Source organism: Cupriavidus sp. BIC8F (assembly GCF_032465815.1).
GTDB lineage: Bacteria > Pseudomonadota > Gammaproteobacteria > Burkholderiales > Burkholderiaceae > Cupriavidus > Cupriavidus necator.
Genome location: NZ_CP136094.1, coordinates 2,007,563 through 2,023,731 on the forward strand (window position 1 = coordinate 2,007,563; position 16,169 = coordinate 2,023,731).

General features: G+C 67.5%; 16 protein-coding genes. 7 read left to right on the forward strand and 9 right to left on the reverse strand.

Annotation, left to right across the window (positions count from 1 at the left end; translation table 11 throughout):
- The first annotated feature begins 4 nt into the window (after positions 1–4).
- Positions 5–517 carry a tRNA (adenosine(37)-N6)-threonylcarbamoyltransferase complex ATPase subunit type 1 TsaE gene (gene tsaE / locus RS901_RS09430; protein WP_013955673.1) on the forward strand — a complete coding sequence of 171 codons (513 nt, stop codon included), beginning with the start codon at positions 5–7 and terminating at the stop codon, positions 515–517.
- Complete coding sequence (locus RS901_RS09435; RefSeq protein WP_316153166.1) at positions 511–2,013, forward strand: N-acetylmuramoyl-L-alanine amidase; 1,503 nt, start codon at positions 511–513, stop codon at positions 2,011–2,013. Before tsaE ends, RS901_RS09435 begins: the two co-directional genes overlap by 7 nt.
- 56 nt (positions 2,014–2,069) lie before the next feature.
- Here RS901_RS09435 and RS901_RS09440 read toward each other — a convergent pair whose 3' ends face one another.
- Positions 2,070–3,095: a bile acid:sodium symporter family protein gene (locus tag RS901_RS09440; protein WP_316153168.1), complete on the reverse strand. Its 1,026-nt coding sequence runs from the start codon at positions 3,093–3,095 to the stop codon at positions 2,070–2,072.
- Positions 3,096–3,198: 103 nt separating this feature from the next.
- Between RS901_RS09440 and RS901_RS09445 the strand changes: the two genes are divergently transcribed.
- Positions 3,199–4,116, forward strand: coding sequence for a LysR family transcriptional regulator (locus tag RS901_RS09445; protein WP_035826059.1), 918 nt, complete (start codon positions 3,199–3,201; stop codon positions 4,114–4,116).
- A 15-nt stretch (positions 4,117–4,131) separates the two neighbouring features.
- Here the strand turns inward: RS901_RS09445 and RS901_RS09450 are convergent, their stop codons facing one another.
- A complete protein-coding gene (locus tag RS901_RS09450; RefSeq protein WP_316153172.1) occupies positions 4,132–4,911 on the reverse strand; it encodes a class I SAM-dependent methyltransferase in 780 nt (259 codons plus the stop codon).
- A gap of 154 nt (positions 4,912–5,065) precedes the next feature.
- On the opposite strand from RS901_RS09450, the gene RS901_RS09455 reads away from it, so the two are divergent.
- Positions 5,066–5,878 carry a helix-turn-helix domain-containing protein gene (locus tag RS901_RS09455; RefSeq protein WP_316153173.1) on the forward strand — a complete coding sequence of 271 codons (813 nt, stop codon included), beginning with the start codon at positions 5,066–5,068 and terminating at the stop codon, positions 5,876–5,878.
- A gap of 18 nt (positions 5,879–5,896) precedes the next feature.
- On the opposite strand, the gene RS901_RS09460 is transcribed toward RS901_RS09455, so the two are convergent.
- The 7 genes from RS901_RS09460 to RS901_RS09490 all read right to left on the reverse strand — a co-directional run bounded on the left by RS901_RS09460 (position 5,897) and on the right by RS901_RS09490 (position 11,240).
- Entirely contained in the window at positions 5,897–6,655 is a 759-nt protein-coding gene (locus tag RS901_RS09460; protein ID WP_316153174.1) for a 3-hydroxyacyl-CoA dehydrogenase, read from the reverse strand.
- 201 nt (positions 6,656–6,856) lie between these two features.
- The gene (gene adk / locus RS901_RS09465; protein WP_035822081.1) at positions 6,857–7,522 is read right to left on the reverse strand and encodes an adenylate kinase; all 666 of its coding nucleotides are present in this window, start codon (positions 7,520–7,522) and stop codon (positions 6,857–6,859) included.
- Positions 7,523–7,905: 383 nt separating this feature from the next.
- Positions 7,906–8,715: a 3-deoxy-manno-octulosonate cytidylyltransferase gene (gene kdsB / locus RS901_RS09470; RefSeq protein WP_316153176.1), complete on the reverse strand. Its 810-nt coding sequence runs from the start codon at positions 8,713–8,715 to the stop codon at positions 7,906–7,908.
- Between the two features lie 9 nt (positions 8,716–8,724).
- A complete protein-coding gene (locus RS901_RS09475; RefSeq protein ID WP_013955684.1) occupies positions 8,725–8,931 on the reverse strand; it encodes a Trm112 family protein in 207 nt (68 codons plus the stop codon).
- Positions 8,912–10,015, reverse strand: coding sequence for a tetraacyldisaccharide 4'-kinase (gene lpxK, locus RS901_RS09480; RefSeq protein WP_316153179.1), 1,104 nt, complete (start codon positions 10,013–10,015; stop codon positions 8,912–8,914). The genes RS901_RS09475 and lpxK overlap by 20 nt, the downstream gene beginning before the upstream one ends.
- 151 nt (positions 10,016–10,166) lie before the next feature.
- Entirely contained in the window at positions 10,167–10,598 is a 432-nt protein-coding gene (locus tag RS901_RS09485) for a biopolymer transporter ExbD (protein WP_316153181.1), read from the reverse strand.
- A 21-nt stretch (positions 10,599–10,619) separates the two neighbouring features.
- On the reverse strand, positions 10,620–11,240 hold the full coding sequence (locus RS901_RS09490) for a MotA/TolQ/ExbB proton channel family protein (protein WP_316153182.1): 621 nt from the start codon (positions 11,238–11,240) through the stop codon (positions 10,620–10,622).
- A 1,074-nt stretch (positions 11,241–12,314) separates the two neighbouring features.
- Here RS901_RS09490 and xseA point away from each other — a divergent pair.
- The 3 genes from xseA (at position 12,315) to RS901_RS09505 (ending at position 16,159) form a co-directional block, all read left to right on the forward strand.
- Positions 12,315–13,700: an exodeoxyribonuclease VII large subunit gene (gene xseA / locus RS901_RS09495; RefSeq protein WP_316153184.1), complete on the forward strand. Its 1,386-nt coding sequence runs from the start codon at positions 12,315–12,317 to the stop codon at positions 13,698–13,700.
- 211 nt (positions 13,701–13,911) lie between these two features.
- The gene (sodB, locus tag RS901_RS09500) at positions 13,912–14,493 is read left to right on the forward strand and encodes a superoxide dismutase [Fe] (RefSeq protein WP_013955690.1); all 582 of its coding nucleotides are present in this window, start codon (positions 13,912–13,914) and stop codon (positions 14,491–14,493) included.
- Between the two features lie 289 nt (positions 14,494–14,782).
- Positions 14,783–16,159, forward strand: coding sequence for an alginate export family protein (locus RS901_RS09505; RefSeq protein ID WP_316153185.1), 1,377 nt, complete (start codon positions 14,783–14,785; stop codon positions 16,157–16,159).
- Positions 16,160–16,169: the final 10 nt, after the last annotated feature.

The window sequence follows — 16,169 nt, forward strand, 5'->3', positions numbered from 1 at the left end:
CGCAATGCCCTTGCTCGAAGAACGCACCCTGACGCTGCCCGACGAAGCCGCCACCGCGCGCCTGGGCGCCGCGCTGGCCGCCACCGTGCAGGCCATGCCGCCGCACACGGTGCATGTGCAGCTGTCCGGCGACCTGGGCGCCGGCAAGACCACGCTGACGCGCGCGATCCTGCGCGCACTCGGCCATGCGGGCAAGGTCCGCAGCCCCACCTATACGCTGTGCGAGCCCTACGAGGTGGCCCGCGCCGACGGCTCGCCGCTGACCGTCTACCACTTCGACCTGTACCGCTTTGCCGATCCCGAAGAGTGGATCGACGCGGGTTTTCGCGACTGCTTCGCCGAACCGGCCTTCAACCTGGTCGAGTGGCCGGAGAAGGCCGGCCGCCTGCTCGGGGAACCGGATCTCCATATGTTGCTCCAATCGGACATGGCCGGGGCGGATGACGCCGGCGAGCGGCGGATCGCGACGATGCGCGCCTATACTCACACTGGACTTACCCTGCTGAACGCATGCTGATCAAGCGACTTGCCACCGACCGCCCCGATGGACCCGACGGCCTGCTGCAGGCGCGCCGCAAATGGATGGCGCAGGCACTGAAGCTGGGCGCGGGCACGGCCGTGCTGACACTGGCCGGCCCGCAGATCGCGTTTGGCGCCGGCATCGTCGCGGTGCGCGTGTGGCCGGCCGAGGACTACACCCGCGTCACCATCGAATCCGATTCCCCGCTGGCCGCCGTGCACCAGATGATCCGCGACCCCGACCGGCTGGTGGTGGACATCGACGGCCTGGACCTGTCGCCCACGCTGCGCGAGCTGGTGGCCAAGATCACCCCGAACGACCCCTATATCCAGACCGTGCGCGTCGGCCAGAACCGCCCGCGCGTGGTCCGCATGGTGTTCGACCTGAAGGAAAACGTGGCGCCGCAGGTGTTCACGCTGGCGCCGATCGGCAGCTACCGCAACCGCCTGGTGTTCGACCTGTACCCGGTCAATCCGCCCGATCCGCTGTGGAAGCTGGTGCGTGACACCGAGGAAAAGCAGCGCCGCTTCGCCACCTCGGACCCGGCGCCGGGCAACGATGGCATCGCCGGCGCGCCGGCTGGCGCCGAGGAAGACGCGATCGGCGCGCTGGTGCGCCGCTTCGACGAGAAGGGCGAGGTGCCGCCCACCACCGCGCCGCTGCCGCCGCCGGTGGCCTCGGCCCGGCCCAGGCCGTCCGCGCCGCCGGTGCCGACCCCCAATGCTCCGGTGGTGCCGCCGGTCGCACGCGACAATCCCACTGCCGAACGGCCCTTCAAGATGCGCCGCCTGCTGACCGTGGCGATCGATCCCGGCCACGGCGGCGAAGACCCCGGCGCGATCGGCGCCGCCGGCTCGCGCGAGAAAGACGTGGTGCTGCAGATCGCGCACCGCCTGCGCGCCAAGATCGATGCCCAGCCCAATATGCGCGCGATGATGACGCGCGACGCCGACTTCTTCGTGCCGCTGAACGTGCGCGTGCAGAAGGCGCGCCGGGTGCAGGCCGACCTGTTCGTGTCGATTCACGCCGATGCCTTCCTGTCGCCCGAGGCGCGCGGCGCGTCAGTGTTCGCGCTGTCCGAGCGCGGTGCCTCCAGTACCGCGGCACGCTGGCTGGCCAACAAGGAAAACGCAGCCGACCTGATCGGTGGCGCCAATATGGGCAACAAGGATGCGCAGGTGGCGCGCGTGCTGCTGGACCTGTCCACCACCGCGCAGATCAACGACAGCCTCCAGGTCGGCAAGGCCGTGCTGGGCGAGATCGGCGGCATCAACAAGCTGCACAAGGGCAGCGTCGAGCAGGCCGGGTTTGCGGTGCTGAAGGCCCCGGATATTCCGTCGATCCTGATCGAGACGGCCTTCATCAGCAATCCGGAAGAAGAGCGCAAGCTCAACGACAACGCGCACCAGGAGCAGCTGGCCAATGCGATCCTGAAGGGGATCCGGTCGTACTTTGCGCGCAATCCGCCGCTGTCGAAAAATCCGTCCGTGTAAATCTGGCGGGCACAAAAAAACCGGGGCATGCCCCGGTTTTTTCATGGCGGCGTGCCTCAGGCCCGCGCCGCGGCCCGGTCTTCCAGCAAGGCATCGCGGTCCGCATAGCGCGATGCAATCACCGAGCACACGATCAGCTGCAGCTGGTGATAGACCATCAGCGGCAGCACCAGCAGGCCCAGCGCCGGATGGCCGGCAAACAGGATCTTGGCCATCGGGATGCCGTTGGCCAGGCTCTTCTTGGAGCCGCAGAACACCGCCGTGATCTCGTCCTCGACAGAAAAGCCAAGGCGGCGCGCGGTCAGCGTGGTAAAGCCCAGCACCACGAACAGCAGCACCGCGGCGATCAGCATCACTGCGCCGATGGTCTGCCACTGGTACTGGTGCCACAGGCCCTTGGCGGTGGCGTCGCAGAATGAGGAATAGACGATCAGCACGATCACGCCACGGTCGATCTTGTTGGTGATGTTCTTCTTCTTTGCCAGCCAGTTGCCGATCAGCGGGCGCAGCAACTGGCCCAGCGCGAACGGCAGCAGCAGTTGCAGCGCCACGCCGGTGAGCGCCTTGCCCAGCGGCATCGAGGCGCCGCTGGCGCTGATCACCAGCCCCATCAGCAGCGGCGTGACCAGCATGCCGATCAGGCCCGAGATGGTGGCGTTGAAGATCGCGCCGGATACATTGCCGCGCGCCATCGAGGTCATGGCCACCGACGACGATACCGTCGACGGCAGCGCGCACAGGAAGAACACGCCCAGCAGCAGGTCCGGCGGCAGCGTATTGCGCAGCGACAGCATCAGCAGCGCGCCCACCAGCGGGAACACCACGTAGGTGAAGGCCTGCACGAAGACATGCAGGCGCCAGTGCTTGGCGCCCGACACCAGCTTGTCGCGCGAGAGTGCCGCGCCGTGCAGGAAGAACACCAGCGCCACGCCCAGGCTGGTCACCACGCCCAGGTGCAGCGGGCCGTTGCCGCTGCCGATTTCAGGGGCGGCCAGTGCAATGGCGATGGCCGTCAACATGACGAGAACGAAGCCGTCGATCAGGTCATAAAGTTTCTTGAGCTTGCGGACAATGCGAGACATGACTGCGGGTGGATCCTGCAATGTTAGGGTTTTGCCTAGTATTGGACGCCAGCCAAGTCTAGAATGCAAATTCATTTATAGAATCTATTTATCCGGCCGTTGCATGAATTACACACTGCGCCAGTTGCGCGTCTTCCTGGCCGTGGCCAATACCGGTGGCTTCAGCCGGGCCGCCGATGTGGTCGGTCTGACCCAGCCTGCGGTGAGCCGCGGCGTGGCTGAGCTGGAAGAGGCACTTGGCGTGCGCCTGCTGGACCGCACCACGCGCGAGGTGGTGCTGACCGAGGCCGGCCACGCGCTGGCGCCGGCGCTGGAGCGGCTGCTCGGACAGCTCGACGACACGCTGGAAGAGACGCGCCAGCTAGGCGAACGCTATCGCGGACGTGTAGTGATAGCCGGTGCGCCGACGATCTCGGCCCGGCTGATGCCGCTGTACGTGGCCGCCTGCGCCGCCCAATACCCCGAGATCCGCCTGACCGTGCGTGACAACGTGCAGGCCGACGGCCTGGAGCAGGTGCGCGCCGGCGCCGTGGACTTTGGCGTGCTGATCGATCCGCTGGTGCGCGACGGGCTGGTGGTGGAGCCGGTGGCGACCGACCCGTTCTGCTTTGTCTGCCGGCGCGACCATCCGCTGGCGCAGTCGGCCTCGGTGCCGTGGTCGGCGCTGCATGGGATGCAGCTGGTGCTGCTGGACTTTGCCTCGGGCAGCCGGCCGCTGATCGACCGTGTGTTCGGCCGGCATGGCGTGGTGCCCCTGGTGGTGCAGGAACTGGGCCACTCGGCCAGCGTGTTCGGCATGGTCGAGGCCGGCATAGGCGCCTCGGTGCTGCCGTCGTTCTCGCTGCCGCTGCCGGCGGCGTCGCCGCTGGTGTGGCGGCCGCTGGTGCCGCGCGAGGAGCGCAGCATCGTCATGGTCCGGCGCGAGGACCGTTCACTGTCGCCGGCCGCGGCGGCGGTGTGGGACCTGGTGCGCCGCCTGACCGTGCGCGCCGAGGCGCCCGCAATGAGCGCCGCGGCCTGACCTGGTCCCACTCTGTCAACGCGCGGTGACCATCACCGCTTCCAGTTCGAAGCTGCCGTCGGCCTGCACGCGATAGTGCTCGCGCACTTCCGCGGGCGCCATCTGCCACAGGTGGCGGATGGCCTCCACGGCCACCGGCGCGGTGCGCATGCGCCTGACCCAGCTGTCGAACTCGATGCCGATGCGCCAGATGTCCGATACGGCGATGCCATCGGCGCCAAAGCCCGCCGCCTCGAACATTGCCCGCCAGCCCGCCGGCGTGTAATCGCGCACATGCGAGGGGTCGCGCAGCAGTTCCACCGATTGCAGCCAGGTATCGCGCAGCGGGTCCGGCGCACCGGCAATATCAATCAGCACCACTCTGCCGCCGGGCCTGAGCACCCGGCGGATCTCGGCCAATGCCGCCGGGACGTCGCGCCAGTGGTGCGCGCTCATGCGCGAGACCACCGCGCAGAAGCTGGCATCGTCGAACGGCAGCTGCTCGGCCGCGCCCTGGCGCGCGCGGATATTGGCCAGCCCGCGCTCGCGCGCCGCGGCCTCGACCACGGCCAGCATGTCCGCCGACAGGTCGTAAGCCGTCACTTCGCCCGCAACCGTTGCCGCGGCAAAGCTGGCATGGCCGGCGCCGCAGCCCAGGTCCAGCACGCGGCTGCGCGGGCGGTTGGCTGCGGGGATCAGCGCGGCCAGTTCGTCTTGCAGTTGCTGCAGGTCTGCGCCGCTGGCGTGGACGGTGCTGGTGAGGTAGGCACTGGCGGTGGCGCCGAACTGGGCGGCGACGAGTTCCTGCTGTTGCATGGTGCTGGGCTCCTTGGGCCACGCCCAGGTGGGCGGGCGGCCTTCTTGTTGGGGGAGGGGACTTGCCCGCGGGGCGGGTTCGGCATACTGTAGGCGGGCGGTTTTCCCGGTACAAGTTACCGATTTATCCTGGTATAAGCGACACCAGCCTGCCATGCCCCTGTCTGCCGATTCCCCTGTTGCCCCGTCTGCATCGCCATCGTCGCGCGAATCCGTGCTGGGCGCTTTCCTGCGCGCGCACCGCGAACGGCTGGCGCCGGCCGATGTCGGGCTCGCACCGGGCCGGCGCCGCCGCACCCCCGGCCTGCGCCGCGAGGAGGTTGCGCAACTGGCAGGCTTGAGCGCGACCTGGGTGACGTGGCTGGAGCAGGGGCGGCCGGTATCGCTGTCGGCACGCGCGCTGGCCAGCCTGGCCGCCGCGCTGCGGCTGTCGCGCGCCGAGCGCGCCTACCTGTTCGAACTGGCGGGGCGCCGCGACCCGCAGCAGGCCCCGGACGAAACCGTGCCGCCGGTGGTGCTGGCCAGTGTGCATGCCATCGGCGGGCCGGCCTACCTGCTCGACCGGCAATGGACCGCGCTGGCCTGGAATGACGCCGCCGCGGACCTGTTTATCGGCTGGCTCGATGGCGCCAGCGCCGAGCGCAACCTGCTGCGCGCGATGTTCCTGTCGCCGGGGCTGATGGCGCTGGTGGAAGACTGGCCGCACCGCGCGGCGCGGCTGGTGGCGGAATTCCGCGCGCACATCATCCGCCATGCGGACGAGGCGCCGACGCGTGCGTTGATCGAGGGTCTGATGGCAGAGAGCGCGGCCTTCCGCGATGCCTGGCTGTCGCAGGACGTGGAAGACCGCGAGGGCGGCCGCCGCAGCTTTCGCCATCCGCAGCAGGGCGCGCTACAGTTCGAGCAGCTGACGCTGGCGCCTGCGGCGGCGCCGGGTTTGATGCTGGTGATGCTGCTGCCCGGCTGAGCGGGCAGCGCCGGGGCTTTACTTGGGCTGCATCCGGATCGCGCCGTCCAGGCGGATCACTTCGCCGTTGAGCATGGTGTTTTCGATGATCGAGCGGGCCAGCTTGGCGTACTCCGCAGGGCGGCCAAGGCGCGGCGGGAACGGCACCATTCTGCCGAGCGCGTCCTGCACCTCCTGCGGCATGCCCAGCAGCATCGGCGTTTCGAAGATGCCCGGGGCGATGGTCATGCAGCGCACGCCGTCGCGCGACAGGTCGCGCGCGATCGCCAGCGTCATCGCCACCACGCCGCCCTTGGACGCGGCATATGCGGCCTGCCCGATCTGGCCGTCAAAGGCCGCCACCGACGCCGTATTGATGATCACGCCGCGCTCGCCTTCGCTGTCGGGGGTGTTTTGCACCATGGCCGCGGCGGCCAGGCGGATCATGTTGAAGGTGCCGACCAGGTTGATGCGGATGGTCTTGTCGAAGGCGTCGAGCGGATGCGGGCCGTTCTTGCCGACGGTCTTGTTGGCGGTGGCGATGCCGGCGCAGTTGACGATGCCCGAGAGCCGGCCCAGTGCCTGGGCGGCGGCCACCACGGCCTGGCCGTCGGCCTCGGAGGTGACGTCGCAGCGGATGAACTGGCCGCCCAGTTCAGTTGCCAGTGCCTGGCCGGTGGCCTCGTTCAGGTCGGCGATCACGACCTTGGCGCCGGCCTCGGCCAGCATGCGGGCGGTGCCTGCGCCCAGTCCTGAGGCGCCGCCGGTGACGATGAATACGTTGCCCTGGATTTGCATTAGGTTGTCTCCTTGGGATTGGGTTTTTGTTGCCGTTTACGTAAACGTCAATTCGTTGGCGGTATTTTACGGGGTGGTGGGCGATGTGCAAGGGGTGGGTTTGTTGCCACGCCCGCCAAGAGCGACCCGGAATCCATCGCCCAAAACAAAAGCGGCCCGAAGGCCGCTTTCATGACGCATAAAACCGAGCAGTCGAAACAATTACTTCAACGCCTCAAACACCCGGCCAGTAATCTCATCAACATTACCCACGCCCAGAATCTTCCGATACTTCGGCGGCGCCACCTTGGCGGAAGCATCCCCCTTGGCAGCCCAGTCCGAATAGTAATCCACCAGCGGACGCGTCTGCTGCGAATAGACATCGAGACGCTTCTTGACCGTCTCTTCCTTGTCATCGTCACGTTGGATCAGTGCCTCGCCGGTCTCGTCGTCCACGCCCTCGGTCTTGGGCGGGTTGTACTTGACGTGGTAGGTGCGGCCCGAGGCCACGTGCACGCGGCGGCCGCTCATGCGCTCGATGATGGCGTCGAACGGCACGTCGATTTCCAGAACGTAGTCGATCGCCACGCCCGCTTCCTTCATCGCCTCGGCCTGCGGAATGGTGCGCGGGAAGCCGTCGAACAGGTAGCCGTTCTTGCAGTCGTCTTCCTTCAGGCGGTCCTTCACCAGGCCGATGATGATGTCGTCCGACACCAGTCCGCCCGCGTCCATGACCTTCTTGGCTTCCACGCCCAAGGGGGTGCCGGCCTTCACCGCGGCGCGCAGCATGTCGCCCGTGGAGATTTGCGGAATGCCGAACTTCTCGCAGATGAACTTGGCTTGCGTGCCTTTGCCGGCGCCAGGCGCGCCCAACAGGATCAAACGCATTTACGGGTCCTCAGAGTTTTTAATCTGGTATGGCGGGAGATCAGAAGGAGGGTAACGCCGTAACTTGACGCAGGACTTACTGCGGTCCTGATGCGTTCTGACTGCGTTCAGCGCGGGCACTGCTCAGGCGTACCCACGCGTGCGGCCGGCGGCGGCTGCCAGGGGGATGGCGGCGCGGCATACCGGACGGGCTCTATCTTTATCTCCCCACCGAGCCTTGGCCGGCGGCACGCTTGCGCATGCCGGCCGGGCGGCTCTGTATCGGTAAGCATTATGCCATGAGGCGGCGCCAAATCGGCCCGAAATCCGCCCCCCGGTTCAGGTTGCAGCAGTATGAACCTGAGCGGGCAGGCGCCCGCGCGGGTCACTATCCGCCGGTTTTGTCAGGGCCCTTCCTGGGCCATCGCCTGCGCCCACAGTGCGCGCACCCGTTCCAGGTCGGCCGGGGTGTCGACGCCGGGGGCCGGCGCGGCACTGGTTTGCAGCACCGCAATGCGCTCGCCATGCCACATGGCGCGCAGTTGCTCCAGCGCCTCGGTCTGCTCCAGCGGCGCCGCCGCCAGCGTCGGGAAGCGGCGCAGGAAGCCCGCCCGATAGGCGTACAGCCCGATATGGCGCAGCACCGGCATGCCGGGCAGCGGCACCTGTGCCAGCGCCGCGGGCACGGCCGGCACGCCCGACCAGGCATCGCGCGCCCACGGGATCGGCGCGCGCGAGAAATACAGTGCGCGGCCGGCGGCGTCACACACCACCTTGACCACATTGGGATTGAAGACTTCGGCGATGTCCTGCAGCGGATGCGCCGCGGTGGCGATGGCGCAGTCGGCGTGGTGCGCGAGGTGCAGTGCCACCTCGTCGATCAGCGATGGTTCGATCAGCGGCTCGTCGCCCTGCACATTGACCACGATGGCGTCGTCGGCCAGGCCCAGCTGGGCGGCCACTTCGGACAGCCGGTCGGTGCCGGAAGGGTGGTCGGCGCGGGTCAGCACGGCTTCGATGCCGTGCGCGGCGCAGGCCTGCGCCACCGCGGGCGCATCGGTGGCGACCACGGTGCGCCGCGCCGACGACGCATGCGCGCGTTCGGCCACGCGCACGATCATCGGGCGCCCGCCGATATCGGCCAGGGGCTTGTCAGGCAGGCGCGTCGAGGCGAGCCGCGCGGGAATGACGACGGTGAACGCGGGGACGGTCATGGCGCGCGCTCAGTTGCCGGCGGCAGGGGCGTCCGGGTTGACCACACGGCCCGGCACCGACTGGCGGGCCTCGTCGGCCAGCATCACGGGGATGCCGTCGCGGATCGGGTATGCCAGCTTGTCGGCGTGGCAGATCAGCTCCTGCGCGGCGCGGTCATATTCCAGCTTGCCCTTGCACAGCGGGCAGACCAGGATTTCAAGCAGCCGGTTGTCCATCTCGGTGTTCCTCGTTGCGCCCTGCGGCACCGGGCGTGGTTGCCGGCGCGGTCGGCGCGGGTTTGACTTGCGCCAGCACGGCGCGGCGGATTTTTTCGATCAGGCCGGCATCGATCACGGGCCTGGTGGGGACGACCCAGATGCGCGGGTCGTCGAAGCGCTCGCATTTTACGGCATCCTTCTCGGTGATCAGGATCACGTCGGCGTCGAGCGCATCGGCATTGTCGACGAACGGATCGACGACGAAGTCATAGTGGTCCGGCAGCGGCAGTGTCTTCGGCGTCAGGCCCGCGCCGCGCAGGCTGGCGAAGAAGCGTTCGGGGTTGCCGATGCCGGCGGCGGCCAGCACGCGCCGGCCGGCAAAGGCGCCGACCGGCCGCGCCATGGCGGGATCGTTCAGTTGCCAGGCGTCGTCCAGCTCCAGCCGCATGCCGTACACGCCGGGGCGGTCGGGCGTGGCGCGGAAGGTGGGGTCGTTGATCAGCGTGGCGTCGCGCGGGCGCGAAAGCGGCTCGCGCAGCGGGCCGGCCGGCAGCAGCAGGCCGTTGCCGCCCATGCGCGAGTCGAACATCACGATCTCGAAGTCGCGCTGCAGCTTGTAGTGCTGCAGGCCGTCGTCGAGCAGCAGCACATTGACGCCCGGGTGCGATACCAGCATCGTCTGCGCGCACAGCGCGCGGTCGGGGAAGACCCAGACCGGCACATCGGTGGCGCGCGCGATCAGGAGCGGTTCATCGCCTACGTCGGACGCCTTCGAGGTCGGCTTCACGCGGCGCGGGTGCTTGAGTTCCACGCCGTAGCCGCGCGACACCACGCCGGGGCGCAGCCCTGCCTCGGTCAGCGCTTGTGCCAGCGCGATCACCGCCGGCGTCTTGCCGGTGCCGCCCACGGTCACGTTGCCGACCACCACCACCGGCATCGGCAGGCGCGTCGACTTGAACCAGCCACGCTGGTAGCCATGGCGGCGCACCCGCGCGATCAGCCCGAACAGCAGCGAGAACGGCAGCATCACCCACGCGAACCAGCCACGGCGTTGCCACTGGGCGGTGACGAAGTCGGCAAGGGCATGTCGGGGAACGGGCATGGGCGCGGCGGGCGGTGGAGTCGGTGGTTGGGATGGGATTGTAGTGCGCCCGCGGCTTCGCCCCCCTGGGGGCGCGGGTGGCTCAACCATTATGGGCATTGCTCAGCGCACGCGGCAAGCCCGCCGGCCGCATGCGCCAGGGTGCCCGGAGTCAGCGCGGCTGCGCGCTCTGCGTGGCGAAGGTCAGGCGCGACAGCCCGGCCAGCCGCGCGGCCTCCATCACGTTGATCACGGCCTGGTGGCTGGCCTGCGCGTCGGCATTGACGATCACTACCGGCGGCTGGCCGCTGGCACTGGTGCCCGAGGCGGCGCGCAGCTGGTCGGCCAGGCTGGTGACGTCCTTCTGCTCCATCACCTGCTTGTTGACGGAGTAGACCCCGCGCGATGACACCGACACCACGATCTCCCGCGGCCGCTGCTGGGCGCGCTCGGCGTCGGCGGTGGGCAGCTGGATCTGCAGCTCGGTAAAGCGCGAGTAGGTGGTCGTGATCATCAGGAAGATCAGGATCACGAGCAGCACGTCGATCAGCGGGATCAGGTTGATCTCCGGCTCTTCGCGCCGCTGGCGGGAACGGAATTGCATGGCGTTCGTTCCGTTCGGCGATCAGGCGCGGCGTTGCGGCAGGATCGCGTCGAGGAACGACGTGGCGCGGAATTCCAGCTCGGCCACGTAGTCATCCACGCGGCGGCGGAAGTAGCGCCAGAAGATCAGCGCCGGGATTGCCACGATCAGTCCGAAGGCGGTGTTGTACAGCGCCACCGAGATGCCGTGCGCCAGTTGTTCAGGGCTGGCGCCGGTGCCACCCTGGCTGCCGAAGATCTCGATCATGCCGATCACCGTGCCCAGCAGGCCCATCAGCGGCGCCACCGAGGCGATCGTGCCGAGCGCGTTCAGGTAGCGCTCCAGCTCATGCGCGACCACGCGGCCGGCTTCCTCCACCACGTCCTTGGCGGCATCGCGCGAGGTATGCGGCTGCAGCACCACGTGGCGCAGCCCGGCGGCCAGCACCCGGCCCAGCGGCGAGTTCTGCTCAAGCGTGTTGACCACTTCCGGCGTGGCGCGGCGTTGCTGCGCGGCCGCCAGCGCCTCTTCATAGAGCCTGGCGGGCAGGATCTTGCTGCGCTTGAGGGTGAGAAAACGTTCGACGATCAGCGCCAGCGCGATGACCGAGGCGAGCAACAGCGGCCAGATCGGCCAGCCGGCCGCTTGAATGATGGAAAACAATTGGACCCCCGGGATCGACAACCGAATAACAAAACCCCAAACCACCTGGACGGCATGCCTTGATGCACGTCTGGCCGCTGGCGGCGCGCGCTCCGGCATTGCTCTGAAAAATCAGGCGCCACTCTAACCTGCGCCCTGTCGCACGGCAAGACGGCACCCGACGCTGTCTCGGCCACGCATCGCCCGTTTCCACAGCAAAGTCCACAGCAAAGCGGGACAGTGTTGTGGATCGATTGTGGAAAGCTACCTGACAAGCGTGCTAACACATTGATCCGTAAGAGCAAAAACATTGCTGCTTAAATTTTGTGCAAAAGCCTGCCGCAGACCCTGAGGCGCATGGTGCACGCCGCCAGGCACCGCTTTCCACAACCTGGCGGGGCGCGTCGGTGTGCTGGCACGCATTCCTGTGCGGCTTTCCACACAGCGCCGGGACAGGATTGTGGAGCGCTTGTGGAAAGCTGCCTGAGAGGTCACCTAAGTCTTTGATTTATAAGGTAGCACCATGGGTTGCTCAAAAAACAGGCAAACGGGTGTATCCGGGCGGTCCGCGGTCGATATGGCGCCAGGCAGGGCGGAATCCGGGTTTTTCCACATTCCGCAGGGAGAGCATTGTGGACGGCCTGTGGACAAATCCGGGAGAAGCAGGTTAACCAATTGATTTTTAAGGACTGCCATCGTCCTGCCCAGAAATTGTGCAAACGCAGCATGGACGCAGCGCCCCGGATGGCCAGCAGCGCTGCGATACGCCACGCGCCGGGTCGGTCGCTTTCCATCGGGCAGCAAGCGGGTTTGGGGCCACTTGCGTCGGAAAAGTGTGGTTTACGGCGCCTCTTATCCAGAGAAGCTGTGGATAACTTTGTGAACAAGCCTGCCAGGCGCTATGTAAGTGATTGATGCAAAAGAGAATTGGTTATATTGCCTAATTTTTGTTTTGCTCGTAAAACTCATAAGAATCAAAGGGTTGGACGAGCCCATGCGCCTTTCGGGGCAGGGCACTGGCATCAACGCTACCCCCTTGACATAGCGGTTATGCTGTGGACATGTCCCATTCACGCCTCTTGCCGCCAGTGCGCTATGCCAGACTTGCCGAATTTTTCGCGTGACCCTTCCTCCACCGCGCCGCGCAGCGGCCGCGACGTCATTCCTGTCGGTGAGCTGAACCACACCATCGCCAGGCTGCTGGAACGCAGTTTTCCGCTGGCCTGGGTGCGCGGCGAGATTTCCAATTTCACGCGCGCCGCCAGCGGGCACTGGTATTTCTCGCTCAAGGATGCACGCGCGCAGATCCGCTGCGTGATGTTCCGCGGGCGCAACCAGCATGTCGACTTCCAGCCGCGCGAGGGCGAGGCGGTGGAGGTGCGCGCCGTGGTCACCATGTATGAGGCGCGTGGCGAGGTGCAACTTGGCGTGGAGGCAATGCGCCGGGCGGGGCTGGGCAACCTGTACGAAGCCTTCCTGCGCCTGAAGGAAAAGCTGGCGCAGGCGGGGCTGTTCGCGCCGGAGCGCAAGCGCCCGGTGCCGGCGCATCCGCGCACCATCGGCGTGGTCACCTCGCTGCAGGCGGCGGCGCTGCGCGATGTGCTGACCACCTTGCGCCGGCGCGCGCCGCATGTGCCGGTGGTGGTCTATCCGGTACCGGTGCAGGGCGCGGGCGCGGCGCAGAAGATCGCCGACATGCTCGATGCGGCCAGTGCGCGGCGCGAGTGCGACGTGTTGATCCTGTGCCGCGGCGGGGGCAGCATCGAAGACCTGTGGTCGTTCAACGAAGAGGTGGTGGCGCAGGCAATTGCGCGCTGCGCGCTGCCCGTCATCTCCGGCGTGGGCCACGAAACCGACTTCACCATCGCCGACTTTGTCGCCGATGTGCGTGCGCCCACGCCGACCGGAGCGGCCGAGCTGGTCAGCCCGGATCGCGCGCACCTGCTGGCGCAGGCGATGCGTGCGCGCGACGCGCTCACGCAGTGCATGCGGCGCGGGCTGGACCTGCGCGCGCAGCACCTGGACTGGCTGGCGCGGCGCGTGCGCAGCCCGCAGGCGCAACTGCAGGAGCGGCGCGCGCGCGTCGACAATCTGGCGCGACACTTGCGGTCAGCATTGCGTGACACGGTGGTGTCGCAGCGCCACCGCCAGCAATTGCTGGCGATGCGCTGGAGCGCGTGCCGCCCCGATGCCAGCGCCGCCCATGCCGACGTGGCCCGCCTGTGGCAACGCCTGCAGGCCGCCGCCGCACGCCAGCACGAGCGCGCCGGCCAGCGCCTGGCGCGCAGCGCCGGCGCGCTGGAGCTGCTGGCGCCGCAGCGCACGCTGGAACGCGGCTATGCGGTGCTGCTGGACCAGGGCGGACGCGCGCTGCGCTCTCCCGCCGAGATCCGCGCCGGCAGCGTGCTCGAAGCGCACCTGGCCGAGGGCGTGGCCGACCTGGCGATTGCCGGCGTGCAGGCCAAGCTGCCGGATTTCTGAGCGCCTGCGCGGCCCGGGAACGCCTCCCATTCGCGATGCCGCGGCGGGCCCGAAGCGTTCCGGCAAGCCGGGCGGAAATCCCCCCGGAAACCCCTGCCCGGACAAACTAACATCGGAGCAGGGGGCTTTGTCCCGCGGTTTGCGCGGGTCTTGCAAGTCCCCTACAATCGGCAATTCCGGACCCACAACCCCAACCCACAGAGACAGAACAATGGAACACAAGCTCCCCCCGCTCCCGTACGCGCATGATGCCCTGGCTCCGCACATCTCCAAGGAGACGCTGGAGTTCCATCATGACAAGCACCACCAGACCTACGTCACCAACCTGAACAACCTCATCAAGGGCACCGAGTTCGAGAACTCGACCCTGGAAGAGATCGTCAAGAAGTCGTCGGGCGGCATCTTCAACAACGCTGCCCAGGTGTGGAACCACACCTTCTACTGGGATTCGATGAAGCCCAACGGCGGCGGCCAGCCGACCGGCGCGCTGGCTGATGCCATCAACGCCAAGTGGGGCTCGTTCGACAAGTTCAAGGAAGAGTTCACCAAGACCGCCGTGGGCACCTTCGGTTCGGGCTGGGCCTGGCTGGTCAAGAAGACCGACGGCTCGCTGGACCTGGTCTCGACCTCCAACGCCGCCACCCCGCTGACCACCGACGCCAAGGCGCTGCTGACCTGCGACGTGTGGGAACACGCCTACTACATCGACTACCGCAATGCCCGCCCGAAGTACGTCGAGGCATTCTGGAACGTCGTGAACTGGGACTTCGCTGGCAAGAACTTCGCCGGCTGATCCGCGGATCATCCTTGCAGCAAGAAAGGGCCATCTGGCCCTTTTTTGTTTTTGGGCGCGCACGGGGCGGGATTGGGTTTGAATCTGTCCGCGGGATCGTCCATATTTGTCCGTATCCGGTCGCCAGCTTTCGGTGCGTCCGCGCGCGCTCCGTGCCATCGTGCACTTCGCAGGCCGACCGTTCCCCACAGCCAGGTGCACGATGGCCCGATGGAAGGCATGTTCCCCTTGCAGCCACGCCGGTGCCTGGCGCGTCCGCCGTCCATGGGCCGCTCTGCCTGTCGCACTCTTGCTGCTCACCGTCGTCGTCGGCGCCAGCGCGCAGCCGCTGCCGTCCCTGCCGGGCGTGCCGCCCCCGTTCAAACTGTTGCGCTATGACGAGGACTATCGCTACCTGCGCGATCCGGCCATGCGCGCGGATTTCTGGGATCCGGTCAAGTATGTCCCGCTCGGCAGTCCTGGCTGGTTCCTGAGCCTCGGCGGAGAGATCCGCGAGCGCTTTGAGGACTACTCGGCCAGCAATTTCGGCGTGCCGGGTCCGCGTGGCGATGGCTACCTGATGCACCGGGCGCTGCTGCATGCCGACCTGCATGCCGGCGAATCCCTGCGCGCGTTCGTGCAGCTGGGCAACCAGCTGGCCATGGGCAAGGACGTCACCACGCCGCCCTATGTCGACCAGCTCGATGTGCAGCAGGCATTCGTCGACCTGCGCGTGCCGCTCCCGGCGCCCGCGCAGGACCCGCTGCTGGTGCGCGTGGGCCGGCAGGAAATGGCGTTCGGCGCGCAGCGCCTGGTTTCGATCCGCGATGCCCCCAATGTGCGGCGCGCCTTCGACGGACTGAGGCTTGGCTCAAGCCTGGGCAGCGCGCGGGTGGATGCCTTCGCCACGCGTCCGGTGCTGCTCAAGGACGGCAGCTTCGACGACCGGCCCAATCAGGCGCAGGGCTTCTGGGGCGTCTATGCAACGATGCCGGCGGCTTTCCTGCCGGCAACCTCCGCCGATCTCTACTACCTAGGCTTCGAGAATGACCGCGCGCTGTTCAGCGATGGCAGCGGCGCGGAGCGGCGGCATTCGCTCGGGGGCCGCCTGTTCGGCCGCCACGGCCGCTGGGACTGGGACTGGGAGGCGCTGTTCCAGTTCGGCAGCCTGGCCTCGCAACAGATCCGCGCATGGGGCTTCTCGACCGATACCGGGTACACCTTCGCAGCGTCGGCCTGGCACCCGCGCGCAGGCATCAAGGCGACCATGGGCAGCGGTGACCGCAATCCGCACGACGGCACCATCGGCACGTACAACGGCTTGTTTCCCAAGCTGGCCTACTTCAACCAGGCCGGCCTGATCGGCGCCTCCAACGTGCTGGATATCCAACCGTCGCTGACGCTGGTTCCCGCGGCCGGCATCAAGCTGACCTTCGCCTGTGACTTCATCTGGCGGGCAACCACGCACGACGCGGTCTACACCTCGGCGGGCATCCCGGTTCCCGGCACCGCTGGCCGCTCCGGCCAGTACAGCAGCAGCCAGCTCTCCGTGGATGTTGCATGGCAGGCGAGCCGGCATGTGCTGGTCAATGGCGGTGCCGTGTATGTGGACGAGAGCGGGACGCTGAAGGCCGTCGGCGGACACAACACGCGCTTTCTCTACCTGGCGCTCGGCTATACGTTCTGATGCGGCGGGC

Excerpts from the sequence above, each read along its gene's own strand:
- RS901_RS09455 (WP_316153173.1), top strand. The coding sequence starts at position 5,066 with ATGCCCCTGTCTGCCGATTCCCCTGTTGCCCCGTCTGCATCGCCATCG.
- RS901_RS09440 (WP_316153168.1), bottom strand. The coding sequence starts at position 3,095 with ATGTCTCGCATTGTCCGCAAGCTCAAGAAACTTTATGACCTGATCGAC.
- xseA (WP_316153184.1), top strand. The coding sequence starts at position 12,315 with ATGCCAGACTTGCCGAATTTTTCGCGTGACCCTTCCTCCACCGCGCCG.
- adk (WP_035822081.1), bottom strand. The coding sequence starts at position 7,522 with ATGCGTTTGATCCTGTTGGGCGCGCCTGGCGCCGGCAAAGGCACGCAA.
- RS901_RS09475 (WP_013955684.1), bottom strand. The coding sequence starts at position 8,931 with ATGGACAACCGGCTGCTTGAAATCCTGGTCTGCCCGCTGTGCAAGGGC.
- RS901_RS09450 (WP_316153172.1), bottom strand. The coding sequence starts at position 4,911 with ATGCAACAGCAGGAACTCGTCGCCGCCCAGTTCGGCGCCACCGCCAGT.
- RS901_RS09445 (WP_035826059.1), top strand. The coding sequence starts at position 3,199 with ATGAATTACACACTGCGCCAGTTGCGCGTCTTCCTGGCCGTGGCCAAT.
- RS901_RS09460 (WP_316153174.1), bottom strand. The coding sequence starts at position 6,655 with ATGCAAATCCAGGGCAACGTATTCATCGTCACCGGCGGCGCCTCAGGA.
- RS901_RS09435 (WP_316153166.1), top strand. The coding sequence starts at position 511 with ATGCTGATCAAGCGACTTGCCACCGACCGCCCCGATGGACCCGACGGC.
- lpxK (WP_316153179.1), bottom strand. The coding sequence starts at position 10,015 with ATGCCCGTTCCCCGACATGCCCTTGCCGACTTCGTCACCGCCCAGTGG.
- RS901_RS09485 (WP_316153181.1), bottom strand. The coding sequence starts at position 10,598 with ATGCAATTCCGTTCCCGCCAGCGGCGCGAAGAGCCGGAGATCAACCTG.
- tsaE (WP_013955673.1), top strand. The coding sequence starts at position 5 with ATGCCCTTGCTCGAAGAACGCACCCTGACGCTGCCCGACGAAGCCGCC.
- kdsB (WP_316153176.1), bottom strand. The coding sequence starts at position 8,715 with ATGACCGTCCCCGCGTTCACCGTCGTCATTCCCGCGCGGCTCGCCTCG.
- sodB (WP_013955690.1), top strand. The coding sequence starts at position 13,912 with ATGGAACACAAGCTCCCCCCGCTCCCGTACGCGCATGATGCCCTGGCT.